This window comes from Citrobacter sp. Awk 4, assembly GCF_028069725.1.
Lineage (GTDB): Bacteria > Pseudomonadota > Gammaproteobacteria > Enterobacterales > Enterobacteriaceae > Citrobacter_D.
In genome coordinates this window covers 59,905-85,142 of sequence record NZ_JANEWG010000002.1, presented here as the reverse complement: position 1 = coordinate 85,142, position 25,238 = coordinate 59,905, and the positions used below count along the sequence as shown (strand labels likewise).

Annotated in this window: 23 protein-coding genes and 1 pseudogene; 10 read left to right on the top strand and 14 right to left on the bottom strand. The window is 51.7% G+C overall.

The window, feature by feature from the left end; genetic code table 11:
• Positions 1 to 230 precede the first annotated feature (230 nt).
• Complete coding sequence (locus NNO04_RS01130) at positions 231 to 545, top strand: DUF485 domain-containing protein (RefSeq protein ID WP_271443100.1); 315 nt, start codon at positions 231 to 233, stop codon at positions 543 to 545.
• Positions 542 to 2,191: a cation/acetate symporter ActP gene (actP, locus tag NNO04_RS01125; RefSeq protein WP_162381818.1), complete on the top strand. Its 1,650-nt coding sequence runs from the start codon at positions 542 to 544 to the stop codon at positions 2,189 to 2,191. Before NNO04_RS01130 ends, actP begins: the two co-directional genes overlap by 4 nt.
• 47 nt (positions 2,192 to 2,238) lie before the next feature.
• Here actP and NNO04_RS01120 read toward each other — a convergent pair whose 3' ends face one another.
• Both NNO04_RS01120 and NNO04_RS01115 read right to left on the bottom strand, forming a co-directional pair.
• Complete coding sequence (locus tag NNO04_RS01120) at positions 2,239 to 3,186, bottom strand: DUF4431 domain-containing protein (RefSeq protein ID WP_271443099.1); 948 nt, start codon at positions 3,184 to 3,186, stop codon at positions 2,239 to 2,241.
• A gap of 82 nt (positions 3,187 to 3,268) precedes the next feature.
• Positions 3,269 to 3,469, bottom strand: a pseudogene (locus NNO04_RS01115) (LrgB family protein); the annotation flags it as partial.
• 350 nt (positions 3,470 to 3,819) lie between these two features.
• Between NNO04_RS01115 and NNO04_RS01110 the strand changes: the two are divergent.
• Positions 3,820 to 4,188, top strand: a complete 369-nt coding sequence (locus tag NNO04_RS01110) for a hypothetical protein (RefSeq protein WP_271443098.1) — start codon at positions 3,820 to 3,822, stop codon at positions 4,186 to 4,188.
• A complete protein-coding gene (locus NNO04_RS01105; RefSeq protein ID WP_271443097.1) occupies positions 4,188 to 4,691 on the top strand; it encodes a YbjP/YqhG family protein in 504 nt (167 codons plus the stop codon). Before NNO04_RS01110 ends, NNO04_RS01105 begins: the two co-directional genes overlap by 1 nt.
• A gap of 79 nt (positions 4,692 to 4,770) precedes the next feature.
• On the opposite strand, the gene NNO04_RS01100 is transcribed toward NNO04_RS01105, so the two are convergent.
• Together NNO04_RS01100 and NNO04_RS01095 are read right to left on the bottom strand one after the other, a co-directional pair.
• Positions 4,771 to 5,460, bottom strand: coding sequence for an LrgB family protein (locus tag NNO04_RS01100; RefSeq protein ID WP_271443096.1), 690 nt, complete (start codon positions 5,458 to 5,460; stop codon positions 4,771 to 4,773).
• Positions 5,453 to 5,863, bottom strand: coding sequence for a CidA/LrgA family protein (locus tag NNO04_RS01095; RefSeq protein WP_271443095.1), 411 nt, complete (start codon positions 5,861 to 5,863; stop codon positions 5,453 to 5,455). The genes NNO04_RS01100 and NNO04_RS01095 overlap by 8 nt, the downstream gene beginning before the upstream one ends.
• 103 nt (positions 5,864 to 5,966) lie before the next feature.
• Between NNO04_RS01095 and NNO04_RS01090 the strand changes: the two genes are divergently transcribed.
• On the top strand, positions 5,967 to 6,869 hold the full coding sequence (locus NNO04_RS01090) for a LysR family transcriptional regulator (RefSeq protein WP_271443094.1): 903 nt from the start codon (positions 5,967 to 5,969) through the stop codon (positions 6,867 to 6,869).
• A gap of 57 nt (positions 6,870 to 6,926) precedes the next feature.
• On the opposite strand, the gene NNO04_RS01085 is transcribed toward NNO04_RS01090, so the two are convergent.
• From NNO04_RS01085 to soxR, 5 genes are all read right to left on the bottom strand, one after another.
• Entirely contained in the window at positions 6,927 to 7,418 is a 492-nt protein-coding gene (locus NNO04_RS01085) for an REP-associated tyrosine transposase (protein ID WP_271443093.1), read from the bottom strand.
• A gap of 249 nt (positions 7,419 to 7,667) precedes the next feature.
• Positions 7,668 to 9,314 carry a Na+/H+ antiporter gene (locus NNO04_RS01080; RefSeq protein ID WP_271443092.1) on the bottom strand — a complete coding sequence of 549 codons (1,647 nt, stop codon included), beginning with the start codon at positions 9,312 to 9,314 and terminating at the stop codon, positions 7,668 to 7,670.
• Positions 9,315 to 9,468: 154 nt separating this feature from the next.
• Entirely contained in the window at positions 9,469 to 10,818 is a 1,350-nt protein-coding gene (ghxP, locus tag NNO04_RS01075; protein WP_271443091.1) for a guanine/hypoxanthine transporter GhxP, read from the bottom strand.
• Between the two features lie 330 nt (positions 10,819 to 11,148).
• Positions 11,149 to 11,817, bottom strand: a complete 669-nt coding sequence (locus tag NNO04_RS01070) for a glutathione S-transferase family protein (RefSeq protein WP_271443090.1) — start codon at positions 11,815 to 11,817, stop codon at positions 11,149 to 11,151.
• A 357-nt stretch (positions 11,818 to 12,174) separates the two neighbouring features.
• Positions 12,175 to 12,633, bottom strand: coding sequence for a redox-sensitive transcriptional activator SoxR (soxR, locus tag NNO04_RS01065; RefSeq protein ID WP_271443089.1), 459 nt, complete (start codon positions 12,631 to 12,633; stop codon positions 12,175 to 12,177).
• Positions 12,634 to 12,720: 87 nt separating this feature from the next.
• Between soxR and soxS the strand changes: the two genes are divergently transcribed.
• Positions 12,721 to 13,044 carry a superoxide response transcriptional regulator SoxS gene (gene soxS / locus NNO04_RS01060; RefSeq protein ID WP_162381798.1) on the top strand — a complete coding sequence of 108 codons (324 nt, stop codon included), beginning with the start codon at positions 12,721 to 12,723 and terminating at the stop codon, positions 13,042 to 13,044.
• Positions 13,045 to 13,046: 2 nt separating this feature from the next.
• Here soxS and NNO04_RS01055 read toward each other — a convergent pair whose 3' ends face one another.
• Positions 13,047 to 14,633 carry an EAL domain-containing protein gene (locus NNO04_RS01055; RefSeq protein WP_271443088.1) on the bottom strand — a complete coding sequence of 529 codons (1,587 nt, stop codon included), beginning with the start codon at positions 14,631 to 14,633 and terminating at the stop codon, positions 13,047 to 13,049.
• Positions 14,634 to 15,389: 756 nt separating this feature from the next.
• On the opposite strand from NNO04_RS01055, the gene NNO04_RS01050 reads away from it, so the two are divergent.
• Positions 15,390 to 15,671: a YjcB family protein gene (locus NNO04_RS01050; protein WP_271443087.1), complete on the top strand. Its 282-nt coding sequence runs from the start codon at positions 15,390 to 15,392 to the stop codon at positions 15,669 to 15,671.
• A 105-nt stretch (positions 15,672 to 15,776) separates the two neighbouring features.
• Here NNO04_RS01050 and ssb1 read toward each other — a convergent pair whose 3' ends face one another.
• Positions 15,777 to 16,307 (bottom strand): single-stranded DNA-binding protein SSB1, encoded by a 531-nt coding sequence (gene ssb1, locus NNO04_RS01045; RefSeq protein WP_192613760.1) that lies wholly within the window; start codon positions 16,305 to 16,307, stop codon positions 15,777 to 15,779.
• Between the two features lie 250 nt (positions 16,308 to 16,557).
• Between ssb1 and uvrA the strand changes: the two genes are divergently transcribed.
• Positions 16,558 to 19,380, top strand: coding sequence for an excinuclease ABC subunit UvrA (gene uvrA, locus NNO04_RS01040; RefSeq protein ID WP_271443086.1), 2,823 nt, complete (start codon positions 16,558 to 16,560; stop codon positions 19,378 to 19,380).
• Between the two features lie 90 nt (positions 19,381 to 19,470).
• On the opposite strand, the gene NNO04_RS01035 is transcribed toward uvrA, so the two are convergent.
• Both NNO04_RS01035 and aphA read right to left on the bottom strand, forming a co-directional pair.
• Entirely contained in the window at positions 19,471 to 19,827 is a 357-nt protein-coding gene (locus tag NNO04_RS01035) for an MmcQ/YjbR family DNA-binding protein (protein ID WP_271443085.1), read from the bottom strand.
• Positions 19,828 to 19,967: 140 nt separating this feature from the next.
• The gene (gene aphA / locus NNO04_RS01030; RefSeq protein WP_271443084.1) at positions 19,968 to 20,681 is read right to left on the bottom strand and encodes an acid phosphatase AphA; all 714 of its coding nucleotides are present in this window, start codon (positions 20,679 to 20,681) and stop codon (positions 19,968 to 19,970) included.
• 394 nt (positions 20,682 to 21,075) lie between these two features.
• Here aphA and NNO04_RS01025 point away from each other — a divergent pair, with 394 nt between their 5' ends.
• Both NNO04_RS01025 and NNO04_RS01020 read left to right on the top strand, forming a co-directional pair.
• The gene (locus NNO04_RS01025) at positions 21,076 to 22,824 is read left to right on the top strand and encodes an ATP-binding protein (protein ID WP_442870719.1); all 1,749 of its coding nucleotides are present in this window, start codon (positions 21,076 to 21,078) and stop codon (positions 22,822 to 22,824) included.
• A complete protein-coding gene (locus NNO04_RS01020) occupies positions 22,814 to 24,172 on the top strand; it encodes a sigma-54-dependent transcriptional regulator (RefSeq protein ID WP_271443082.1) in 1,359 nt (452 codons plus the stop codon). The genes NNO04_RS01025 and NNO04_RS01020 overlap by 11 nt, the downstream gene beginning before the upstream one ends.
• Here the strand turns inward: NNO04_RS01020 and NNO04_RS01015 are convergent.
• Positions 24,161 to 25,234 (bottom strand): Ldh family oxidoreductase, encoded by a 1,074-nt coding sequence (locus NNO04_RS01015; protein ID WP_271443081.1) that lies wholly within the window; start codon positions 25,232 to 25,234, stop codon positions 24,161 to 24,163. The two genes, NNO04_RS01020 and NNO04_RS01015, sit on opposite strands and share 12 nt — an antisense overlap.
• Positions 25,235 to 25,238: the final 4 nt, after the last annotated feature.

Below are 25,238 nucleotides of genomic sequence, written 5' to 3'. Positions count from 1 at the left end.
AAATATTCCGGATAGCGACGCATAAGCGTCTTATCCGGCCTACAAATCTACCCCTACCCTCTCTTCACCGGGAGGGAAATATAAAAACCTCCCCCAAAGGATTTCGTGTTACAGGAAGGCGGCAAGCGAGCACATCCCCAGGAGCATAGCCCACTATGTGACTGGGGTGGGTGAGTGCGGCCAACGAACCTGTGGCGCGAAAGACGCAGGGGGCCTCTGGAGAGTCTGTGATGAATGACCAAATTTATCAGCGGATAGAAGACAGCGCGCGTTTCAGGGAATTAGTTGAAAAACGGCAACGGTTTGCCACCATTCTGTCGATTATCATGCTGGTGGTTTATATCAGCTTTATCCTTCTGATTGCTTTCGCGCCTGGCTGGCTGGGCACTCCGTTACACGCCGGCACCAGCGTCACCCGGGGTATTCCCATTGGCGTAGGGGTGATTCTTATCTCCTTCATTCTGACCGGTATTTATATCTGGCGAGCGAACAACGAATTCGACCGCCTTAACAACGCGGTACTGCACGAGGTAAAAGCATCATGAAGAGAGTCCTGACGGCGCTTGCCGCCACACTACCTTACGCTGCCAACGCAGCGGATGCGATTAGCGGTGCAGTTCAACGCCAGCCAACCAACTGGCAAGCGATCATCATGTTCCTGATTTTCGTCGTGTTTACGCTTGGTATTACTTACTGGGCCTCTAAACGCGTGCGCTCCCGTAATGACTACTACACCGCCGGAGGCAATATTACTGGCTTCCAGAACGGGCTGGCGATTGCGGGCGATTATATGTCCGCCGCCTCGTTCCTTGGGATCTCCGCGCTGGTCTTTACCTCCGGCTATGACGGGCTGATCTACTCGCTGGGCTTCCTGGTCGGCTGGCCGATCATTCTGTTCCTGATCGCAGAACGCCTGCGTAACCTGGGACGTTATACTTTTGCGGATGTGGCCTCGTATCGCCTGAAACAAGGGCCGATCCGTATACTTTCCGCCTGCGGCTCACTGGTCGTTGTGGCGCTGTATCTAATCGCTCAGATGGTCGGCGCGGGTAAATTGATCGAGCTGCTGTTCGGTCTGAACTACCACGTTGCGGTGGTGCTGGTCGGCGTATTGATGATGATGTACGTGCTGTTCGGCGGCATGCTGGCAACCACCTGGGTACAGATTATCAAAGCGGTGCTGTTGCTGTTCGGCGCAAGCTTCATGGCCTTTATGGTGATGAAACACGTCGGCTTTAGCTTCAACAATCTGTTCACCGAAGCGATGGCGGTACACCCGAAAGGCTCTGCCATCATGAGTCCTGGTGGACTGGTGAAAGACCCGATTTCCGCACTGTCGCTGGGGCTGGGGCTGATGTTCGGTACGGCGGGCTTGCCGCACATTCTGATGCGTTTCTTCACGGTCAGCGATGCCCGCGAAGCGCGTAAGAGCGTGTTCTATGCCACGGGTTTTATGGGTTATTTCTACATCCTGACCTTTATCATCGGTTTTGGCGCCATCATGCTGGTCGGCGCTAACCCCGAGTATAAAGACGCGGCGGGCAAGTTGATTGGCGGCAACAACATGGCGGCAGTCCACCTGGCTAATGCAGTGGGCGGCAACCTGTTCCTTGGTTTTATCTCTGCGGTCGCCTTCGCCACCATTCTGGCGGTGGTCGCGGGTCTGACGCTGGCCGGCGCATCGGCGGTTTCTCACGATTTGTACGCCAACGTATTCCGTAAAGGCGCAACCGAACGTGAAGAACTGCGGGTGTCGAAGATCACCGTACTGGTGCTGGGCGTGATTGCCATCGTTCTGGGCGTACTGTTTGAAAACCAGAACATCGCCTTCATGGTGGGCCTGGCATTTGCGATTGCGGCAAGCTGTAACTTCCCGATCATCCTGCTTTCGATGTACTGGTCAAAACTGACCACCCGGGGTGCGATGATGGGCGGCTGGTTAGGTCTGTTAACCGCCGTAGTGCTGATGGTGCTTGGCCCAACCGTGTGGGTGCAAATCCTCGGTCACGAAAAAGCGGTCTTCCCGTATGAATACCCGGCGTTGTTCTCTATCTCCGCCGCTTTCCTCGGGATCTGGTTCTTCTCAGCCACCGATAACTCCGAAGAAGGTAATCGTGAGCGCGAACAGTTCCGCGCCCAGTTTATCCGTTCCCAGACCGGTCTCGGCGTAGAGCAGGGTCGGGCGCATTAATCTCCCCATTCCCCGGCCGTCCTGGCCGGGGAATCATCAATACATGTTTACCCCACGGTAAAGCTGGCAACCAGTCTGAGTTTTCCGTCTATAAGCTTAAAAATGTAAGTCGACGCGCCATCGCAGTACTCAGAGAGTCCGGGGAGCTGTTTGTTCGCGCTGGTCCCCAGATAAAGACGCAAACCTCCCTCTTCGAACTCGCCGCCCGCAACGGTATCGCACGTTCCTTCCACCGTATGCTTTTGCCCATTTTCCTCGTAAAAGAACATCCCATCGTCTTCTGCTGGAAAGTAGTGGCGTTTTTGTTCTGCTTCAGACAACGCGTTTATCCTGCGCTCGCCGAGGGTCTGCGCATTAGGGTCCACCGCGATTTCACTGAGCATCTGCACGCTATCAATGACTTTTGTCGCATTTTTGTCAAAAACGGCTTCGGTGAGTTTTTCCGGCTCCTGCGAATCAATATGAGGGAAAAAGCCCCACGTATCGCCCTCAACCGGAAACACAAAATACGCTTTCAGCGCAGCCACGTTTTTTTCACGCAGCGCCTGCTGAAACTGTTGCAACTGAACCAACATACTTTTTTTCTGCTCTGGCGTGTCCGCCCCGCTGACCTCTTTTACATCATCCAGCAGGAGTAATACGGACGTGAAGTGCCAGCCAGACTGCTGGTACATCGTTTCCCCCGTCACGATCACCTCTTTGCCCAGACTCGGCGCGATGTCGGCATATGTGACTTTCGTCTTATCGATGAAAATAAGCTGCACTTCCGGAACCGTTTCGCCTGCGCTGGCGATATTGCATTCAAAAGGCGAGTTAAGCTGCAAAAAATCGTACGTCAGCGCTTCGTCGCCATCCTTGATGCTTTCGAAATTCGGCGGCCCAGGATAAGTGTGCTGCACCAGCTTACCCTGTAAGGTGATGTGTTGATTTTCATCAGGACACCAGGCCAGAACGGACTGGCTAAATAAGAGAACAGACAGCCATAAATACTTCACACTTTGTATCCTTACACCAGCGAGTAGAGTTACCCGCCAGTGTAATGAGTACACAGAGTAATGAACATTGCCTACAGCGAAATTAGAACATAACTCTGGCGACCAGCGGTGCCGCCAGCACGGTCACAACCCCTGAAAGCATCATCACCAGGCTGGCCACTACGCCTTCCTGTTGACCCAGTTCATAGGAGCGCGCGGTTCCCGCACCGTGGGAAGCGGCGCCAAATCCGGCCCCTTTTGCCATCCCTTCACGAATCGAGAGCCGCAAAAACAGCGCGTCGCCGGGAATATCCCTATACAGCAACAGCGTCCGGTGAACTTTACCGAGTTTGAACTGGTTTCCCGATTGAAATAAATCGCGAGCGCGAGCCGTTCCGCGACCGTTAAGATTATCCCCCTGGTATATGGAGGGGATATTTCAATGGCTGTACCCATGTTAAACGGCGCTGAAAGAAACCCTCTCTGCAAAAGAATTGTTCAATATTAACGTGATAATACCCCTATTAAAATTTATCCACATTCCCCATGCTTTTACAATTCTCATACTTTTTACCTATGGCACCTTGTGTAAAAAAATAATTATAAATCAGCGGATTATTTGTGTTTTTCGCCATGTTAAAAACGGAAATAAGTATGGAATGGAATAGAAATGCAGCGGTTGATCACGCCAAAGGGCACGCAAACGCCAGGTCTCTTGGTCGTTGTGCTGAGTACACAAGAGAAGCAATCAGTGCAGGTGGAGTAGAAATTGGTCACACCAATTCAGCTAAAGACTATGGAATATTGTTGGAGAACGCCGGTTTTAGAGCCATAGGCATAGGAGAAAATTTGCTCGCAGGAGATGTTGTCATCATACAACCCTATCCGGGCGGAAACCGAAACGGGCATATGGCGATTTTTGATGGCACCACTTGGTACTCTGATTTTCGCCAACGTGATATGTGGGCAGGACCAGGTTATCGCAGCGCTCATCCATCGTATGTTATCTACAGGAAAAATTAATGCGCGCACTACTTTTAGTATCACTCCTGCTGATGGGTATCACCACTCACGCACAGACGCCTGAAGCAACCGTCAGAGATTTCTATCATTTTTACCTGACGGATTTTGTCTCTGATAGCCACGAAAACCCTCTGAATTCCGCCAAAATGCAGCATTACGTCGCGAAAGAGACGCTGACCAGACTTAAAGCCATTCAGGATATCGACGAGCAAGAGATCGTAGAAGCGGACTATTTCACCTACTGCCAGGATTATGCTGCCGAATGGGTAGCCGCGCTCGACGTCGGAACCGCCAGGGATGACACAGGGGGAAAAGTACTGGATGTCTGGCTTGGTATTCAGGATGGCAAAAAACTCAAACTTCGTGACTATTTACGCAAGGAAGACGGCACCTGGAAAATTTACCGGGTGGTCGATGTTTCGAACGGGTATGAGCAAAATATATTTGACGATCAAGCCATTAGCGCGGCCAGAGCCCAGGCCGCCACGCTGTCCCAACACTAGCCATTCGTTGTCATTTTCTGAACCAGAGAAAAAAGTAAGGGCTTGCCGTATGTCGGGTAGCGCTTCGCTACCCGATTTATCAGAACATCACCCTTGCGACCAGCGGCGCGGCCAGCACGGTCACAACCCCTGAAAGCATCATCACCAGGCTGGCCACTACGCCTTCCTGTTGACCCAGTTCATAGGAGCGCGCGGTTCCCGCACCGTGGGAAGCGGCGCCAAATCCGGCTCCTTTTGCCATTCCTTCGCGAATCGAGAGCCGCAAAAAAAGCGCATCGCCGACCGCCATGCCAAATACTCCGGTGACCACGACAAACAGCGCGACGAGATCCGGTTGCCCACCCAACGGTTCTGCCGCCGCCAGCGCAAAGGGGGTGGTGATGGAGCGCACCGCCAGACTGCGCTGGATCTCATCCGGCAACGTAAATAAGCGCGCCAGCCATACGGAACTGGTGACGGCCACCACCGTCGCCGTCACCACCCCTGCGGTCAGCGACATCCAGTGGCGTTTGATAATCGCGATGTTATCGTAAACCGGCACCGCGAACGCAATGGTCGCCGGGCCGAGCAGCCACAACAGCCAGTGCGATTCGCCAATGTAGTTTTGCCAGGAGATATGTCCAAACACCAGCATCAACACCAGCAGCGCAGGAGTGAGTACCAGCGGCATTAACGGCAGTTTACGAAAACGACGGTACAGACGTTTGTTGGCGAAATAGATAACCAGCGTGACAGCCAGGCACAGTATGCTTAACTGGAAATTACTCACGGTTTAACCTGCTTAACTCGTAGCGATACACTTTGTCCACCACCCATGCCGTGGTGCCCAGCACCATCAGAGTGCTGATGGCAATCACCGCGAAGATACGCCATCCGTCCACCAGCAGAAGTTGCGTGTAGTTAACAACAGCGACCACCGCAGGAACAAAGAACAGCAGCATTTCCGCCAGCAACCAGTGCGCCCCCGCACGCACCCATTTGAGCGGGACCACCCGACAGACAATCAACGCCAACATCAACACCATCCCAACCAGATTGGCAGGTAACGGCAGATGCAGCCAGGAGACGAGATATTGGGCAAAAACAAATAAACCTGCATACAGCAGTACCTGAACCGGTACCTGGAGTCGTTGCACAACGGCAGGCGTAACGCGGCTTATCGCCACAGCCATGAGGAAATGTCCTGAAAAATAATACGAAGCGCCAGTATAGAGAGCCTCCGCCCTCGACTGAAATGAATTAAACTCATTGCAGGCATAGTCTTAAGGAATAATCATGGATATCAGAACGCTGCGTTATTTTGTCGAGGTGGTGCGCCAGCAAAGTTTCACCCGCGCAGCGGAGAAGTTATTTGTCACCCAGCCTACCATCAGCAAAATGCTGAAGAACCTTGAAGATGAGCTCAACTGTACACTGCTGATCCGCGACGGGCGGCGTCTGTTACTGACCGATACGGGACGCGTAGTTTTTGAGCGCGGACTGGCCATTCTCGCGGAGTTCCGCCAACTGGAAGACGAGCTGGGCGATATTAACCATCTCAACAAGGGCGTGTTGCGACTCGGTATTCCCCCGATGGTAGGCATGTTAATGGCGGGACCGATTAGCCTGTTTCGCCAACGCTACCCCGGCGTGGAGCTGAAGATTTCAGAATTTGGCGGTCTGACGGTGCAGCAGGCGGTGAGCAATGGCGAGCTGGATGTCGCCATGACCGCACTACCTGTCGAAGAGGAAAGCGGGCTGGCAACGTTGCCGCTCTTTAGCCATCCCCTGTGCGTGCTGGTGCCGCGCTCCGGCCCGTGGATAAAGCGCGAGTCGATCTCTCCAGAGGCGTTGGCGGAACACCCCTTGCTTATCTATAACGAAGATTTTGCATTGAGCCGCCAGTTGATGCAGCTTTTTCACCAGCATGGCGTGAAACCGCGCATTGCCGTGCGCAGCGGGCAGTGGGATTTTCTGGCGGCCATGGTGCAGGCGGGCGTTGGCATTGCCATTTTGCCGGAACCGATTTGTCAGCGTCTGGATAAGAACACGCTGCGCTGGTTCCCGCTGGAGAGCGATTTACGCTGGCAGTTGGGAATGATTTGGCGTGAAGGCGTTTACCTGTCGCATAGCGCCCAGGCATGGCTGAAATGTTGCGAAGGGTTTTGGTTAACGCAGGAACGGCGCATTGCCCGGTAAGCAAAAATGCCACCGGGCACACAGGCAGGACGCGTAGGCCTGATAAGCGCAGCGCCATCAGGCACGTTCACCTGCACATAAGTCAGTCACTTCACCGGCCCAGTTTTCTGGATACAAACCAAGATTCACATCGCGATGAAACGAGGAAAAAGGCCATTCATTCACCTGCTTAACCCAGCCATGTTTAATGGGATTGAGATAAATATAATCAATGTGGTGATGGTAATCACGTTCATCCCGGAGGGTGTGTTCCCAGAATCGCGGTTGCCAGATCTGGTTTAAGCGCAGTGTCTTACTGAATCGTTTTTTAATCTCTCGCCAACGGCAGGAAAAGTCATATTCGTTGTCAGGCAACGTCCAGATACAGTGCATATGCTCAGGCAAGATGACCCAGGCATTGATGTGAAATGACTTATTTCTTTTAACCACCCAAATGGCATCGAGAAGCGCAGTGATTTGCGTTGTCAAAAGATGGCTCTTGCGATTGCGCAGGTTAACCGTGAAAAACCATGTCCCACCGTTAATATAGTTGCGCCGATAGTCAGACATATTCCCTCCTTCTTTCGCAACATAGGAGGATCAGGGGGAAGCAGCAAGATAGCCAGATCCATTCAGGAATGCGGCTCGCAAAGCGGGTTGCCGGATGGCGGCGCTCGCGCCTTATCCGGCCTACGAAGAGCCCAACAGATATTGTAGGCCTGATAAGCGAAGCGCCATCAGGCACGAGCACCTGCGCATCGTTCCGGATGTGCATGCCCTGTAGGCCCGGTAAGCGAACGCCACCGGGCAACACGAGACTTATTGATTTTCGATCAGCAGCGCTTCCAGCAAATCGAGATCGTGCAGCAGTTTCTGCAACGTTTCATTGCTGATCTCGCGCGTGGCGCGCAGGTGATATAACTCGGCGCGTTCGGAGCGTAATGCCGCCAGACGGAATCGCCGCTCAAGGTTTTCTTCCTGCATTGAACTTTCGACATCATTACGCCCATCGGCACGACGGCGCAAATTACCAATTACGCGGGAACTGACCTCCGTCAGCAACTGGTTATCGATGTTCTCTTCACTATCCGCCGCCAGACGCTCTTCCATTTTCTGGATGGCGACAATCGCCACCTCAGCCGTCGCTGCCCGCGCAATCCGTATCTCTTTTTGCTGCTGAGAGTGGTCGGCCACTTCCAGATGTTGCAGCAGAATCGGCAGCATCACCACACCGACAAACAGCGAGAATAAAATCACCCCTGCGGCCAAAAAGATGAGTTCATAGCGTGCGGGAAAGACGCTGCCATCCGGCAGCAGCAGCGGGATAGAAAGAACACCCGCCAGCGTGATCGCCCCACGAACACCAGCAAAAGAGGCAATCAAAATCTCACGCGTCGTCCAGGAGCCAAACTCCATCGGTTTTTTCTTCAGGAAGCGCTGGCTGAAATTTTTCATCGTCCACAACCAGCCAAAGCGTACCAACATCAGCGCCACGTAAATCAGCACAATATCGGTAAACAGCATCCACATTTCGACGTTTGGATCGGCTTCTGCCGCCACCAGCGAAGATTCCAGAATGCCCGGCAATTGCAGCCCCAACAACAGGAAGACCATGCCGTTAAACACAAACTCCAGCATCGCCCAGGTACTGTTAGCACGCAAACGCATCGCCAGCGGCGCACGGCGCATCACACCAGAACGGGTGATGGTCATCCCGGCCGCCACCGCCGCCAGAATACCGGACACGCCAATATGTTCCGCAATCAGGTAGGACGCAAACGGCAGCAGGAACAGCAGAACGATTTGCGTTGCCGGTTCATCGCCACCCCAGCGACTCAGAAAACGCAGAGAGCGACCATAGAGCCAGCTGACCACAAACCCCGCCAGAATCCCGCCAGCCGCCACCTTAAAGAACTCTACCGTTGCGCCGCCGACGGTAAACACCATCGTGCCCATCGCCACGGCCACCGCAAACTTTAACGACACCAGGCCAGAGGCGTCATTCATCAACGCTTCGCCCTGCAGGATGCCCATAATTTTTTTCGGGATACGCCCTTCACCCACAATTCCGGAGAGCGCCACCGCATCGGTCGGCGACAGGACCGCCGCCAGCGCAAAGGCCGGTATCAGCGGAATGCCGGGCACCAGCCAGTAGATCATAAAACCAATCCCGATCACCGTGACGATCACTAACGCCAGCGCCAGCCCCAAAATCTCTCGTCCGTGCTCAAGGAATTCGCGGGTCGGCGTCTTCCAGCCATCCGCAAACAGCAGTGGCGGTATAAAGAGAACCAGGAACAGTTCCGGGTCAAATTCCACATGCAAACCAAACGTTGGCCACGCCAGCAATGCGCCAACGGCGATCTGCATGAGGGGGAGAGGGAGTTGGAAGGGTAATACGCGCGTCACTACCCCGGACAGCGAGACCACAAGGGTCATAATGAGTATCGTGAAGAAAATTTCCATGCGATCCCTGTTTGCGATGTTTCTTATGATAAGTACTGAGAAGGCGTCGTGCCTCACTTCTATCTTCCTCAGGGTAACGCAAAAGACAATGGGATGTGCCCCAAAAATAAAAACGGGCGGCAAAAGCCACCCGTTTTTAGAGGGTTCGACAGGATCAGATAGCCCAGCCGCCTGCATAAAATACGACCAGCGCCACCGCGATCACCACCGTACCGATGTTCAGCTTACGCCATTCACCCGAGACCAGACGACCGATCACCAGCGTCGCAAAACCGATCATAATGCCGGTTACGATGTTGCAGGTCAGAACGATAAACACCGCCGTGACCAGTCCTGCCATCGCATCGACAAAATCAGCAAAGTCGATTTTGCCCACGTTGCTGAGCATCAGCAGACCGACATACATCAGCGCTGGCGCGGTTGCATAGACCGGCACCAGATAAGAGAGCGGAGAAAGGAACAGGATAAACAGGAACAGTACGCCAACGGTAATGGCCGTCAGGCCGGTTTTCCCGCCTGCCGCCGTACCCGCTGCGGATTCAATGTACACCGCCGCCGGAGCCGCACCGACCAGCCCGGAGAAGACGCTGCTCAGGGAGTCCGTGGTCAGCGCTTTGCCGCCGTCGATAATCTGCCCGTCTTTATCCAGCAGGTTTGCCTGACCGGCGACCGCGCGGATCGTGCCTGTGGCATCAAACACCGCCGTCATCACTAACGCCAGTACGCTCGGTAGCACAACAGGGTTCAGCGCGCCCATAATATCCAGACTGCCAATCAGCGAGTTGCCGTTTTCATCGCTCAGAGAAGGCATGGCGAAAATACCGGAGAAATGCACGTTCGGGTCGAAGATCAGGCCCACAACGGAAATACCGATGATGGTGAGCAGGATGCCGCCAGGCACTTTCAGTTTTTCCAGACCGATAATCACCGCCAGGCCAATCAGCGACATGATCACCGGGAAGGAGTCAAAATGACCCAGCGCAACCGGCAGACCGTCCAGCGGATTCTTAATAACCAGACCCACGCCGTTCGCGGCAATCAACAGCAGGAACAGGCCGATACCAATACCGGTCCCGTGCGCCACACCTTGCGGCAGGTTTCGCAGGATCCAACTACGGATACCCGTTGCAGAGATAACCGTAAACAGAACGCCCATCAGGAACACCGCGCCAAGCGCGACCGGTACGCTGATGTGCTGGCCCAGCACCAGACTAAACGCGGTGAAGGCGGTCAGAGAAATCGCACAGCCAATGGCCAACGGCAGATTCGCCCACAGACCCATCACAATCGAACCAATACCCGCCACCAGACAGGTCGCCACAAATACAGCGGCGGGCGGGAATCCTGCTTTACCCAGCATCCCCGGAACGACGATCACAGAGTAGACCATCGCCAGAAACGTCGTTAATCCGGCAACCACTTCCTGACGGACGGTACTTCCGCGGTGTGAAATTTTAAACCAGGCGTCGAGTGAACCGCCGGTACGCGCTGAAGGCGTAGACATAGAAAACATCCCCTGAGAGTTTATTTTTCGTCGATATGCGTGGTGGACAATCCACTGCCAGCGAAACGTCATCTCCATGTGCTACGTTTGCGACAATAGGGGTGTCGCAAAAAAGCAAACGTTTAGCTCCGCGCATACAAAACGGGTAGTAAAAAAAAGCAAACGATTATCCAGCGATTCTACGGGGGTTTTCAACTGAACTTTGTCCCTTTTTACGCATTTCTTTTTAGAATGGTGAAGAAACCAACAATCGATGCGCAAACGTTATCGTCAATGCGCAATCTGATAACAATTTTTTCCCGGTTGAATAAAAAACAATCCGATGCCGTTTTACCCACCGGGGATCTCAAATGCGCCTCCCTGATCAATCGCACGCTGCCAGGCGGGTCGCGTCTCCACCCGTGTTTTCCAGGCGCTGATGTGCGTCAGGTCATCAATCCCGCTTCTGGCAAGCAGCGCAAACAGCGGGAAGCTCATTTGAATGTCCGCCATGCTGATATGCTCTCCGGCAAACCAGGGGCGTCCCGCCAGATGCGCATCAATATAGCGGGCGTGCGTTTCCAGTTGCGGATTGAGCCAGGCTTTTTGCACCCCTTGTCCCAGCACGCCGCCCAGCGTACGCAACCCAAAGGGGACGGGAGGTTTACCGAGGCTCACAAAAACCAGTTTCATCAGAAGCAACGGCATCAGCGACCCTTCAGCATAATGAAGCCAGAACCGGTACTGCCGTTTCTGTTCACTATCAACCGGTTTAAAGTGCCCTGCGCTGTCATAGGTTTCCTGCAAATACTCCAGTATTGCCCCGGATTCAGCGAGGATGGCGCCGTTGTCTTCAATCACCGGGGATTTACCAAGAGGGTGGATTTTTTTCAGCGCCGGTGGTGCCAGCATCGTCTTTTCACGCTGATAACGAACAATCTGGTACGGCAGCGATAACTCCTCTAGTGCCCACAGTACGCGCTGGGATCGGGACTGATTCAAGTGATGTACTGTCAGCATGTTTGCCTCCTGTTATTCATTCCAATTAACTATAGAAAATTGTCGAAGATGGCGTAAAAATTTCGGCTAAATAATCGGCATAACAGTGGCAAACCTGCGGTTGTGGCATACAATTACAGTATCAACACAGACCGGAACCTCCACCACGTGCTCGACTGAGGGGTGTTGACGTCGGGGGAAACCCTCCCGTGAACCAGCGGGATAGAGTGAAAGACAAAGACCGGAAACAAACTAAAGCGCCCTCCTGTGGCGCTTTAGTTTTGTCCTTTTATTGCTGAAGCGCGCGTTTTCCGTCCTGCAAAAGCGCGTCAATGACAACCCTGAAAAGCATCGCGCCGCCAGGTAAACACGAACTTTTTAATCATCTTCCAGCAATCGCGCGCCCGTCCCCTGCTCACCCAACTGATCGCCTGGGTTACGCAATGGGCAGTCACTACGTGAAAGGCAACCGCAGCCAATACAACCGTCCAGCTCATCACGCAACGCCACCAGCGTGTGGATTCGCCTGTCCAGTTCCTCACGCCACTGGGATGAAAGCTGCCGCCACTCTTTTGCGCTCAGCGTATGCCCTTCCGGCAGCACGCCCAGCGCCTCGCCAATGGTCGACAGGGGAATGCCAATTCGCTGCGCAATTTTAATGATCGCCACATAACGCAGCACATCGCGTTTATATCGTCGCTGGTTGCCGCTGTTGCGAATACTGCTGATCAACCCTTTGCTTTCGTAAAAGTGCAAAGCGGATACCGCCACGCCGCTACGCTTCGCCACCTCGCCCGGCGTCAAAAGGGCTTTAATGCGGGGTAATTTCTTTTCCATAAAATCGCTTTACCTCAAGTTAACTTGAGGAATTATACTCGCCCGCAGACAAAACGACGAATTGAACACTGAGAAAGAGGCAGCAATATGTCCCATCAGCAGATTATTCAAACCCTTATTGAATGGATTGATGAACATATCGACCAACCGCTGAACATTGATGTGGTCGCAAAAAAATCAGGTTATTCGAAATGGTACTTACAGCGAATGTTCCGAACGGTGATGCGCCAGACGTTGGGCGACTATATTCGCCAGCGTCGGCTCCTGCTGGCTGCCGTGGAACTCCGAACGACCGAGCGCCCGATTTTTGATATTGCGATGGATCTGGGATATGTGTCGCAACAAACCTTTTCGCGCGTCTTCCGCCGTGAGTTTGATCGCACCCCCAGCGACTACCGCCATAGCCTGTAACGTTACTGCTCGTGCTGCATCATGCTCACGGGCGGTCGTTGCAACCATTGCATGAACTCTTGCGGCGGTAGCGCTTTCGCAAAGTGCCATCCCTGACAATAATGGACGCCGCGCTTAAGCAGCCAGGTGACCTGCTCCGCCGTCTCCACACCTTCCGCAATGGTCTTCAGGCGCAGGCTTTGCGCCATCTCAATAATATGTTCCGCGATAAGATGGCTGGTACTATTGGTGGTCAACGTATCAACAAACGATTTGTCGATCTTCAGAATGTCGACATTCAACGAATACAGATTGTGTAAGTTCGAATACCCCGTGCCGAAATCATCAATGGCGACTTCGTATCCGGCCTGACGAAACGCCTGAATTACCGGCGTCATTTTGGGCACATCAATAAATCCGCGCTCCGTCACTTCCACTTTAATTTGTTGCGCAAGCACCGAATGCTGGCGTGCTTTGTCAGCGATTAACGCAATCAGGCGCGAGGAGTGAAAGTCGGAAGCCGAGAGGTTGATCGAAATATACAGATGGGGATGCCGCGCCAGGAAATGGCCCAAATCATTGAACACCCCCTCTACGACGTAATCCGTAAGCTGTTCAATCATGCCCTCTTTTTCTGCCAGTTGGATAAACTCCGTGGGGCTCATGACCTGACCTTCACATCCCGGCCAGCGCAACAGCGCCTCCGCACCGACGCATTTTTCATTTTTGACATCAATGATCGGCTGGTAATGCACACAGAGCTGACGTTTATCAATCGCACGCTGCAGCAAACGGCGGGGAGAGTGATATTCCCGGCGGGTACGCCACCCCATCAATAGCAAAATAATGCTACAGATAATGCCTAACGGTAATGTCAGGGTGGCCTGGTGATATAGGTTCTGGTAAAAACGAGCGCTTGAAGTCGAAACAATCACCGCTATCGGGCGTTTTTCGGAATGCACAATAGTGTAGAAACGATTGTCCTCCTGAAAAACTAATTTATCACGACGTATCATCGGGAGTAATTGTTCAACATTGGCCCACTCACTGACAGAGAAAAATGATTCGGTGACCGTATCATACACCCCCCAGGCCAGGGACTGATCGTCAGACATCACTTCACTGTAAGATAACGGATTTATCACCGCTACATAGTTTCCTCTTTGCATATACGTCATTTTATAGCCTGCAAAAAAAGGGGTATCGCGATAGTAATAAATAGCGGTATCAGGTTTTCGTTGATAATTAGCAGAGGGAATAATATAAGGGCTGGCGGGCGCCATAACGGTCGAACACAAAAAATGATCGCCCTGGGCATAAATTAGCTCGCTAATATACAAGCGACCACGAATAATATTCAGCATACGTTGCTGATGCGCAGAAGTGCATGCTTTGCCATGATACTGTTCTGCGGCGTCACGTGCTAAATCGGCCTGTAAGATCACCAGCTCTGTTTTATCTAACGCCAGTTGTGCAAAAGAGTGAAGCTGGTTATGCGTTTCTGATACCGCGCGTCCGTGAGCGAACCATAGCGCCAGCATCACGGGGAGCAATGCCACCATGATTGTTCCGAGGAACTTCAGCATCTTGCTGTGCGCGCTACGATTCATTTCAGCCCTATTTCCCTGCAGTTTGTGTGACTGTAATCATCAGGCTGGATGTTCTGGCTCAATAATTCGAGTTGCATGACAACGCGTAGTGACGCGGCACGTAAAAGCGAACCCAGGCGACTAACAAAACGCAATGACCGGGGTAACGAATGCTGCCGTCGCACATGCAACTTGAAGCACGTCGAGTCTATAACAAACAGGTGATTAAATTGCATGAATCTATCAACATTAGCAACAGACTTTTCTTAGTAAAAGTCTGATATTGACGGATGATGATAATATTTTCCCGTAAGGTAAACTTAAAGTTACGCTTATTTTTATTAAGGAATACGCGCCCAGCAAGGATTCGGATTTTTCTTATAAAAATGACATGCGTATTTTAAAAAAATTTCGTTAACTTTTCTGAATGGTTAATTTTACTAAAAATATAAACGAGTAATAAAGATACATCTTTATTTTCCAAAGCTCGGCGCAAAATAATTAGAGTAACAGCGCATTCAGCCTGAAACATGACCACCAGAATGCCTCCCCCCTTATTTACCATGTGTTTTATGTGGATATAAAACAGACAAAAAAGGGTGTCCCACGCTGGCGAACAAATCACTCAATGTGATATAGTTCACAAAACAAATGAAACAAAAACAACGTTTCATTAAATCTTGTTCTCACAGCCCGCCGATAGCCAGAGTGCACCACGTCTCCCGTGAACAACACCGTGCTGTCCAGGGCAGCAGCTACTCTCAGAGGATTCGTTTCATGGCAACCATCACCACTGGCGTGGTTCTTCTCCGCTGGCAATTGCTGAGCGCCGTGCTCATGTTTTTAGCCAGCACGCTGAATATTCAGTTTCGTAAATCAGACGCGGTTGGGCTGTCTGTCATCAGTAGCGCACTGGGCGTGGCCTCCGCCTGTTGGTTTGCTACCGGTTTGCTTGGTATTACTCTGGTGGATATCTCGACCATCTGGAGCAATATCGAATCAGTGATGGTAGAGGTGATGAGCCATACGCCCCCCGAGTGGCCGATGGTATTAGTCTGACGTTGAGAAGAGCCTCCTTTGTGGAGGCTTTTTATTAGGCAATAAAAAACCCCCTGTCGAGACAGGGGGTTGCAGAAAACACGTTACCGTATTGACCTATTAATATCAGAACGGGATGTCGTCATCGAAATCCATCGGCGGTTCGTTAGACGGTGCAGGCGCAGACTGCTGCGGACGAGACTGTGCGCCGCCGCTGAACTGATTGCCGCCCTGAGGCTGTTGAGGCTGACCCCAACCACCCTGCTGCTGACCACCAGCACTTCCACCTGCCGGAGCACCGCCACCCTGACGGCCACCCAGCATCTGCATGGTGCCGCCGACGTTAACCACCACTTCCGTCGTGTATTTTTCTACGCCGGACTGATCGGTCCATTTACGGGTACGCAACTGACCTTCAATATAGACCTGAGAACCTTTACGCAGGTATTCACTGGCCACTTCCGCCAGTTTGCCAAACAGCACAACACGGTGCCATTCGGTCTGCTCTTTCATCTCACCGGTCGCTTTATCACGCCAGGATTCGGAAGTAGCCAGCGTAATGTTGGCAACTGCGCCACCATTTGGCATATAGCGTACTTCCGGGTCCTGGCCCAGATTACCGACGAGAATCACCTTGTTTACGCCTCTGCTGGCCATGATCGTGTCTCCTGAAAAACGTTTCTTAATAAGTGTAAGCGCGGGATTGTAGCATTTCCAATAGCGCTTTTACTACGTTGCGAGGTCGATTCCGGTCAACAACCTCAGCCAGACATTGTTGCACAGGCACCTGCGTTTTGCATTCCAATACTGGATATCCATTCAGGTTTTATTGTGTCATAATTAACCGTTTGTAGTCACCGGTGGCTCCATGCGACCGGGCAAAAAGCGTTTAATCCGGGAAAGGTGAATGGATAAGATCGAAGTTCGGGGCGCCCGCACCCATAATCTCAAAAACATCAACCTCGTCATCCCCCGCGACAAATTAATTGTCGTGACCGGGCTTTCAGGTTCTGGCAAATCCTCGCTCGCTTTCGACACCTTGTATGCCGAGGGGCAGCGTCGTTACGTTGAATCCCTTTCCGCGTATGCGCGTCAGTTTCTGTCGCTGATGGAAAAACCGGACGTCGACCATATTGAAGGGCTGTCGCCCGCCATCTCAATTGAACAGAAATCGACGTCCCACAACCCGCGCTCCACGGTAGGGACAATTACCGAAATCCACGACTACCTGCGTCTGTTGTTCGCCCGCGTCGGTGAGCCGCGCTGCCCGGACCACGATGTTCCGCTGGCGGCCCAGACCGTCAGCCAGATGGTGGATAACGTGTTGTCGCAGCCAGAGGGAAAGCGCCTGATGCTGCTGGCGCCGGTGATCAAAGAGCGTAAAGGCGAACACACCAAAACGCTGGAGAATCTGGCGAGCCAGGGCTACATTCGCGCCCGTATTGACGGCGAAGTGTGCGATCTCTCCGACCCGCCAAAACTGGAACTGCAAAAGAAACACACCATTGAGGTGGTGATTGACCGCTTCAAAGTGCGCGACGATCTGTCCCAACGGCTGGCCGAATCGTTTGAAACGGCGCTGGAGCTTTCCGGCGGTACGGCGGTGGTGGCCGACATGGACGATCCAAAAGCGGAAGAGTTGCTCTTCTCCGCCAACTTCGCCTGTCCGATTTGCGGCTACAGTATGCGCGAACTGGAACCCCGGTTGTTTTCATTCAATAACCCGGCGGGCGCCTGCCCGACCTGCGACGGTCTTGGCGTACAACAATATTTCGATCCCGACCGGGTTATCCAGAATCCCGAGTTGTCGCTGGCAGGCGGCGCTATCCGCGGCTGGGACCGTCGTAATTTCTATTATTTCCAGATGCTGAAATCACTGGCTGAGCACTACAAGTTCGATGTGGATGCGCCGTGGGCCAGCCTGAGTGCGAATGTTCACAAAGTCGTGCTGTACGGTTCGGGTAAAGAGAACATTGAATTTAAGTACATGAACGATCGCGGTGATACCTCAGTCCGTCGCCATCCGTTCGAAGGCGTGCTGCACAATATGGAACGACGTTATAAAGAGACGGAATCCAGTGCGGTACGCGAAGAGCTGGCTAAATTCATCAGCAACCGCCCGTGCGCCAGTTGTGAAGGTACGCGCCTGCGTCGTGAAGCACGTCATGTGTTTGTTGAAAACACACCGCTGCCTGCGATTTCCGACATGAGCATCGGCCATGCGATGGACTTCTTCAACAACCTCAAACTCGCCGGTCAGCGGGCGAAGATCGCAGAGAAAATCCTTAAAGAGATCGGCGATCGCCTCAAGTTCCTCGTCAACGTCGGCCTGAATTACCTGACGCTTTCCCGTTCTGCGGAGACGCTTTCCGGCGGCGAAGCACAGCGTATCCGTCTGGCGAGCCAGATTGGCGCGGGGTTAGTCGGCGTGATGTACGTGCTGGATGAACCGTCGATTGGTTTGCATCAGCGTGACAACGAACGTCTGCTGGGAACGCTTGTCCATCTGCGTAATCTTGGTAACACCGTTATCGTCGTAGAACACGACGAAGATGCGATTCGGGCCGCAGACCATGTGATCGATATCGGTCCTGGCGCAGGGGTTCATGGCGGTCAGGTGGTCGCAGAAGGCACGCTCGACGATATCATGGCGGTTCCGGAATCTCTCACCGGCCAGTACATGAGCGGTAAACGTAAGATTGCAGTACCAAAACAGCGCGTTGCGGCGGACCCGGAGAAAGTGCTGAGACTGACGGGCGCGCGAGGCAACAACCTGAAAGACGTGACGCTGACGCTGCCCGTGGGTCTGTTTACCTGCATTACCGGCGTTTCCGGTTCCGGTAAATCCACATTGATTAACGACACGTTGTTCCCGATTGCGCAAACGCAATTGAATGGCGCAACGCTTGCTGAACCCGCGCCGTATCGCGATATTCAGGGTCTTGAGCATTTTGATAAGGTCATCGACATCGACCAAAGCCCAATTGGCCGTACACCGCGTTCCAACCCGGCGACCTATACCGGCGTGTTTACCCCCGTACGTGAACTGTTTGCCGGTGTACCGGAATCACGCTCGCGCGGGTATACGCCAGGACGATTTAGCTTTAACGTGCGTGGCGGGCGCTGCGAAGCCTGTCAGGGCGATGGCGTGATCAAAGTCGAAATGCACTTCCTGCCGGATATCTATGTGCCGTGCGACCAGTGCAAAGGTAAACGCTACAACCGCGAAACGCTGGAGATTAAGTACAAAGGCAAGACCATCCACGAAGTGCTGGATATGACCATCGAAGAGGCACGCGAGTTTTTTGATGCCGTTCCGGCGCTGGCGCGTAAGTTGCAAACTCTGATGGATGTTGGCCTGACCTACATTCGTCTCGGTCAGTCGGCGACGACGCTCTCCGGTGGTGAAGCGCAGCGTGTGAAACTGGCGCGCGAGTTATCCAAACGCGGCACCGGGCAGACACTTTATATTCTGGATGAACCAACGACGGGTCTGCACTTTGCGGATATCCAGCAGTTGCTGGACGTGCTGCATCAGTTGCGTGATCAGGGCAACACCATTGTGGTGATTGAGCACAATCTGGACGTGATTAAGACGGCGGACTGGATTGTCGATTTAGGCCCGGAAGGCGGCAGCGGCGGCGGGGAAATCCTCGTTTCCGGTACGCCAGAAACCGTTGCAGAGTGCGAAGCCTCACACACTGCCCGTTTCCTCAAACCGATGCTGTAATCATGCCCGATGGCGCTGCGCTTATCAGGCCTACGGGCACATATCCTGTAGGCCGGATAAGTCGCTGGCGACGCCATCCGGCAAAACGGCTCAGGGTTGCGCCAGTATCCGGCGTTTCTCTTCAGGTAACGTGTTCACTGCCTGCTGATAAGAGGCGTCAACCAGGTAATAGATCTGCGAATCCGGCAGCGAGCCGTCCAGATATACCGTGCTCCAGTGCGCTTTGTTCAGATGTCGACTGGGACGCACGTCGCTGTGTTGCTGGCGCAATAACTCTGCCAGTTCAGGGCTGGTTTTCAGAGAGACTGCAGGACGTTCTTCCACCTCTTTCACCATCGCGAAGAGGACATCTTCCACTTTAATTTGTGTGGCCTTCCAGTCGCTGTGCACGCTCTGCTCTGCGCCTGTTTTTGCCATGCAATATTGCAGTAACTCCGAATTGGTCATCTTTATTCCCCTTACAAGCGTGCCGCCCACTGAGAACATCTTTTATTCAGTGTGCAGCAAGTCAGCGAAAGGTAAAAGTGAACAGCTCAATTTTGTTTAAAAAAACAGCAAACCGGCAAGCGCAACGCTCCCCCGCTGTTTTAATATTCTGAGTTGACGATCACTTCTTCACCAAACGCACCCGCCTGTGGCAACGGTTTGTAGGTTGAGTTAGACGCACGCAGAATACGAACACCACGAATCCCCACATCACGAGCAGCGGTGATATCGTTATCTGAGTCGCCGTAGAACATCAGGATATTTTTACTTTGTAACCACTGAGTTTTGGTGTTCTGGCCTGCTTTATCACCCGCGAAAATCACCGGATTCATCGCCGTTGCCGGAATATGGAAGTTATCAGCCAGCGTTTTGGAGACAGTTTCTGTTTTCGTCTGACTGCGTCCGGTGACAAAGAAGATGCTGTCGCCGCGGCGAACGTGCATGTCAATGAGTTGGCGCGCGACCTCTTTCGGAATGCTGAACTCATCCCAGCCATTATTCATCTTCTCCCAGAACGCCGGATTCTTCAGGTAATCTTCACTGTCCGGAGACCAGGTTTTTTTGCCGCGCCAGAAGCCTGGGCTGGAAAACAGCACGGTGTCATCAATATCAAATCCGACCGCCATCGGGGGGCGTCCTGTCAGACTGTTTTCAATCTGCGCAACAGAGACCCAGTGAATAGGGGCTTGCTCTGCGAGTTTAGCGACATTGGTTCCGGGGTTTAACGGAGAAGGAGAAGAGGCCAGAGCTTCGGCGGGGCCGTTTAGTGTGAACAATAAACAAACGGCGCTCAATGCCAACGTAATCTTGCGCATATTTTTCCCTAAATAGTCAGCTAGTTATGATTATAAAATTGAGGAAGTACTCAACAAAACCCTCCGACCATAACCCCCCAGGGGGGTTAAGGGAAGAATTATCTCCGGTTTTGTTATAGAAAAAGAGCATGATCACATCCGCTCCTTAATTTATGTTACGGAATGTAATATTCATCGATATAACAACCTGTGTGATAAACCACACAATACCTGAAGTATTCTGCTCACTTACTCACACAATGGTACTATTTCATTTCTCATCATCTATGCGTAAGGAATATACTCGTCGCATTTATCATTACACGTCCATGGGTACTTAATGAGAACACCATGCTCTTTTATTATAAAAAATAGGTGGCGCTTTCACATCACAAGTATTTTCCTCCTGCTATTAATGCTGACTGTCTCTGTTTTATTTTTACACATGCGTTTTATGACATTAGTCGGCACTGATAAAATGCGTTTAGAAATGTACAAGTCAACATTATACTCAACAATAGATCAATATTATATCTTACCTTATATGTTGTCGATGGATAATATAATAAAACAATCTATGGAGCATTCTGATAATAATATTCAGGAGAGTCTTAATAAGCATGTTGAGTATTTCAATACACAATTAAAAACAGCAGCAATATTTATTCTTAATGCGCAAGGAAAAACAATTGCTTCCAGTAACTGGAAAACCCCCGGAAGTTATGTGGGTCAGGACTATAGTTATCGTCCCTACTATAAACAAGCGATGATGGGACTGAACGGCAGATTCTACGGTATCGGTAGCACCACGAATACCCCAGGATTCTTCCTGTCTACCGGTATCAGGCACGAGGGAAAAATCGTCGGCGTCGTTGTCGTTAAAATTAGTCTTAACGACATTGAAAATGTATGGGCAGAAGGCCCTGAAAATATTATCGTGAGTGATGAGCACAGCATTATATTTTTAAGTTCAAAATCACAATGGCGGATGAGAACTTTAGAACCATTACCTTCTCAGACAAAAGAAAAATTACAATTAACACGGCAATACAGTTTAAATAATCTTTTACCTGCCGACTATTACCCCTGTTTTAAATTCAATAATTTCATTTTTTTAAAAGAGAAAGAAAATCAATTTTGTTTATTACCCCGTTTTTATACCCAGCACATTTCCATTCCTGAATTCAACTGGAAGATGACCATCATTGTGCCACTAGATAATCTCTACTGGACATTGGCAATTTCACTGGTAATCACCTTTATATTGTATTTACTGGTACTGGTTATCATCAAATATTGGCGCATGCGCTCGCATGCTCAACAGTTATTAACTCAGGCAAATGAAACGCTTGAGATGCAAGTTAAAGAACGAACTTATGCCCTTGAGTCAATAAACCAAAAGTTGCTTCAGGAGATGAAAGAACGCAGCCAGGCAGAGCACATTATTCAGTTAACGCGCAGCGAACTGGCAGAATCCAATAAGCTTGCCGCCTTAGGGCAGATGGCGACAGAAATCGCCCATGAGCAAAACCAGCCGTTAGCCGCGATCCATGCCCTGACGGACAACGCCCGCACGATGCTGGCGAAAAAAATGTATTCACAGGCAGACCAGAATCTCAAATACATCATTTCCGTTATCGAACGAATGACTCAATTAATGTCGGAACTAAAAACCTTCGCCTCCCGCCATCGGGTGCCAAAAGGTTCTGCAGATGTAATTAAAGTCATGTACAGCGCAGTTGCGCTGTTGAATCACAGCATGGAAAAAAATAATCTTGAACGCCGGATTAAAACCCCGTCCAGCCCTCTCTTCGTCGGTTGTGATGAATTGGGTCTGGAGCAGATCTTTAGTAATTTGATAACCAATGCCCTGGACGCCATGGAAGATCAGCCAAGTAAACGGCTGGATATTTCAATTTATAAGGAAGACCATAACGTTATCATCACACTGAAAGACAATGGCTGCGGATTTTCACCCCAAATTATTGAGCGAATATTTGAAGCGTTTTTCACCACCAAACGTCGAGGTATTGGGCTCGGTCTCGCTATTGTCAACGAAATAGTCAGAAACTCGAATGGAACAATCCACGCCAGTAATCATCCGGAAGGTGGTGCGATGATTACTTTATCATGGCCAGAATGGAGAGAAGACAATGGTAAATAATGCCAGCGATATTACCATTATTTATATTGAAGACAGCGATGATGTGCGTTTTGCCTGCGAGCAAACGCTGACTCTCGCAGGTTATCGCGTTATCTCTTGTTCTCATGCTGAACAGAGTTTACCCATCATTGAGAGTCAAACGAATATAATTGTACTCACCGATGTCAGACTTCCCGGTATATCTGGTTTAGAGCTATTAAACCGAATTATTGAAATCGATGCCAAAATCCCCGTTATTTTAATCACGGGTCATGGCGATGTTGAAATGGCCGTTGAAGCCATGCGCAATGGCGCCTGCGATTTTATCGAAAAACCCTGTAGCTCCGATAAATTGCTCAGCATTATTGCAAAGGCGGTGGAAAAACGCCGACTGGTATTAGAGAACAAGCAATTACTCACTCGCCTGCAACAAGAAAACGGTCCAATTCTGATAGGCCGTAGCCCGCAAATGCAGCAATTGCGCAAAATGATCATGAATGTCGCGGATACGGATGCCGATGTGCTTATTTACGGCGAAACAGGCTGTGGCAAAGAAGTTGTCGCCCGCATGTTGCACCACTGGAGCACCCGCCATAAAGGTCAGTTTGTCGCATTAAACTGTGCAGGATTACCTGAAACCCTCTTTGAAAGTGAAATTTTCGGTCATGAGCCCGGCGCATTTACCGGCGCACTGAAAAAACGGATTGGAAAAATAGAACACGCTAACGGCGGTACATTATTTCTGGATGAAATTGAAGGTATGCCGCCAGGCATGCAGGTAAAACTTTTACGTGTACTGCAAGAACGCACCATTGAGCGACTTGGCGCCAACCAGTTAGTCCCAGTGAACTGCCGCGTTATTGCCGCGACAAAAGAAGATCTGCTACGCCAGAGTGAAGAAAATAATTTTCGCGCTGACCTTTATTACCGCCTGAATGTGGTGAGCCTGAGTATTCCCCCTCTGCGCCAGCGCCGGGAAGATATTCCGGAGCTTTTTTACTGGTTCGCCAGTCAGGCCGCACAAAAATACAATCGCCCCCTCCCTGATATTTCGCCGATGCTGCTTGCCTGGCTGCAATCACAAAGCTGGCCAGGCAATGTGCGGGAACTGAAACACAATGCCGAGCGCTTTGTATTAGGATTATTGACACAGCACCAGTCAGTGCCGATGACCCAGCAAGAAGAACGCGGTCTGACCGCCTGTATTGATGCGTTCGAGAAAAAGCTCATTGAGGATATGCTGCGACAAACAGAAGGCCAGGTCAGTTTGACTGCGCGGCTACTGCAACTGCCGCGCAAGACGTTATATGACAAACTGAATAAGCACCAGATCCAGCCCCAGCTCTATCGGCTGGAATCAACCAGCTAGCGCAGGCGTCTGGGGATGCAGACCCAAATCAATGCCTTTGCGGGCGTAGTGTTCCACAACCCATGACCAGAACGCCGCCGGGATCGTGATGGTTTTGCTGTTGCGTTCCCGTGTTTCAGCCTCCGGTATCCCAGGGTAAATGACCGGCCTGCCCCCCGGCTGCGGCCGGGTCGCCAGCAGGTAATCGGCAAAAAAATGCCCTTTCGCCTCCGCCTGATCGCTGAATTTTGCCGGATCAATGACTAAAGCAAAGAGATGGTTATGCGCAGAGCCATCGGCCTGATGATCTTCTGCGATCGTATCGCCACCGGACAAGATCCCCGCCATCATTTCAATCATCAACGCCAGACCAAAGCCTTTATGTTCGCCAAACGGCAACAGCGCCCCCGATGGCGAGGTAAACAGCACCCCCGGATCGGTGCTGGGATTGCCTTGCGCATCAATCACCTGTCCTGGCTCAGTTTGTTTACCCTCGACAGACATCACCCGCGCTTTGTTCAACGCCATACTGCTGGTCGCAAAATCCACCAGCATCGGCGGTCTGCCATCACTAAACGGCCAGGCAAAACAGAACGGATTGGTCGTCATGCGGGCTTGCGCTCCCCCCCAGGGAGCGACCAGCGCCGGTCTTCCGGTGACATTGCTCATTGCCAGCATCGCCAGCCCTTTATCGCTCGCCATCTGACCAAAGTGTCCCATGCGCCCTAAATGGTGCGCGTGGCACAAAGTGAGCAGGCAAAATCCATGCTCTTTTGCTCGCTCAATGGCCGCATTCATCGCCACTTTTGCCGCATGCTGACCAAAACCATTATGGGCATGGTAACGCAGCAAATGGCCTTCGCTTACCAGCGCTTCTGGCCGGGCATTCGGCGTCACATCGCCTCTGGCGATGTTCTCAAGATATTTAGGTAATAGCGTGACGCCGTGGCTGGGAAAACCATACCGTTCGGCCTCAATCATGTGTTCAGCGACATCCTGGGCGATATCCGCATCGCAGCCATTCAACTCCAGTATTCCAGCCGTTAACCAACGGACTTTTTCCAGTGCAATTTGCAGTGACATGGCG

Bases quoted from the DNA above. Each gene is read 5' to 3' on its own strand.
- soxR (WP_271443089.1), bottom strand. From the start codon at position 12,633: ATGGAAAAGAAATTACCCCGCATTAAAGCCCTTTTGACGCCGGGCGAG.
- NNO04_RS01020 (WP_271443082.1), top strand. From the start codon at position 22,814: ATGGTAAATAATGCCAGCGATATTACCATTATTTATATTGAAGACAGC.
- soxS (WP_162381798.1), top strand. From the start codon at position 12,721: ATGTCCCATCAGCAGATTATTCAAACCCTTATTGAATGGATTGATGAA.
- NNO04_RS01110 (WP_271443098.1), top strand. From the start codon at position 3,820: ATGGAATGGAATAGAAATGCAGCGGTTGATCACGCCAAAGGGCACGCA.
- NNO04_RS01025 (WP_442870719.1), top strand. From the start codon at position 21,076: ATGCTGACTGTCTCTGTTTTATTTTTACACATGCGTTTTATGACATTA.
- NNO04_RS01070 (WP_271443090.1), bottom strand. From the start codon at position 11,817: ATGCTGACAGTACATCACTTGAATCAGTCCCGATCCCAGCGCGTACTG.
- NNO04_RS01085 (WP_271443093.1), bottom strand. From the start codon at position 7,418: ATGTCTGACTATCGGCGCAACTATATTAACGGTGGGACATGGTTTTTC.
- NNO04_RS01080 (WP_271443092.1), bottom strand. From the start codon at position 9,314: ATGGAAATTTTCTTCACGATACTCATTATGACCCTTGTGGTCTCGCTG.
- aphA (WP_271443084.1), bottom strand. From the start codon at position 20,681: ATGCGCAAGATTACGTTGGCATTGAGCGCCGTTTGTTTATTGTTCACA.
- NNO04_RS01095 (WP_271443095.1), bottom strand. From the start codon at position 5,863: ATGGCTGTGGCGATAAGCCGCGTTACGCCTGCCGTTGTGCAACGACTC.
- uvrA (WP_271443086.1), top strand. From the start codon at position 16,558: ATGGATAAGATCGAAGTTCGGGGCGCCCGCACCCATAATCTCAAAAAC.
- NNO04_RS01035 (WP_271443085.1), bottom strand. From the start codon at position 19,827: ATGACCAATTCGGAGTTACTGCAATATTGCATGGCAAAAACAGGCGCA.
- NNO04_RS01015 (WP_271443081.1), bottom strand. From the start codon at position 25,234: ATGTCACTGCAAATTGCACTGGAAAAAGTCCGTTGGTTAACGGCTGGA.
- NNO04_RS01055 (WP_271443088.1), bottom strand. From the start codon at position 14,633: ATGAATCGTAGCGCGCACAGCAAGATGCTGAAGTTCCTCGGAACAATC.
- ssb1 (WP_192613760.1), bottom strand. From the start codon at position 16,307: ATGGCCAGCAGAGGCGTAAACAAGGTGATTCTCGTCGGTAATCTGGGC.
- NNO04_RS01090 (WP_271443094.1), top strand. From the start codon at position 5,967: ATGGATATCAGAACGCTGCGTTATTTTGTCGAGGTGGTGCGCCAGCAA.
- actP (WP_162381818.1), top strand. From the start codon at position 542: ATGAAGAGAGTCCTGACGGCGCTTGCCGCCACACTACCTTACGCTGCC.
- NNO04_RS01105 (WP_271443097.1), top strand. From the start codon at position 4,188: ATGCGCGCACTACTTTTAGTATCACTCCTGCTGATGGGTATCACCACT.
- ghxP (WP_271443091.1), bottom strand. From the start codon at position 10,818: ATGTCTACGCCTTCAGCGCGTACCGGCGGTTCACTCGACGCCTGGTTT.
- NNO04_RS01130 (WP_271443100.1), top strand. From the start codon at position 231: ATGAATGACCAAATTTATCAGCGGATAGAAGACAGCGCGCGTTTCAGG.
- NNO04_RS01050 (WP_271443087.1), top strand. From the start codon at position 15,390: ATGGCAACCATCACCACTGGCGTGGTTCTTCTCCGCTGGCAATTGCTG.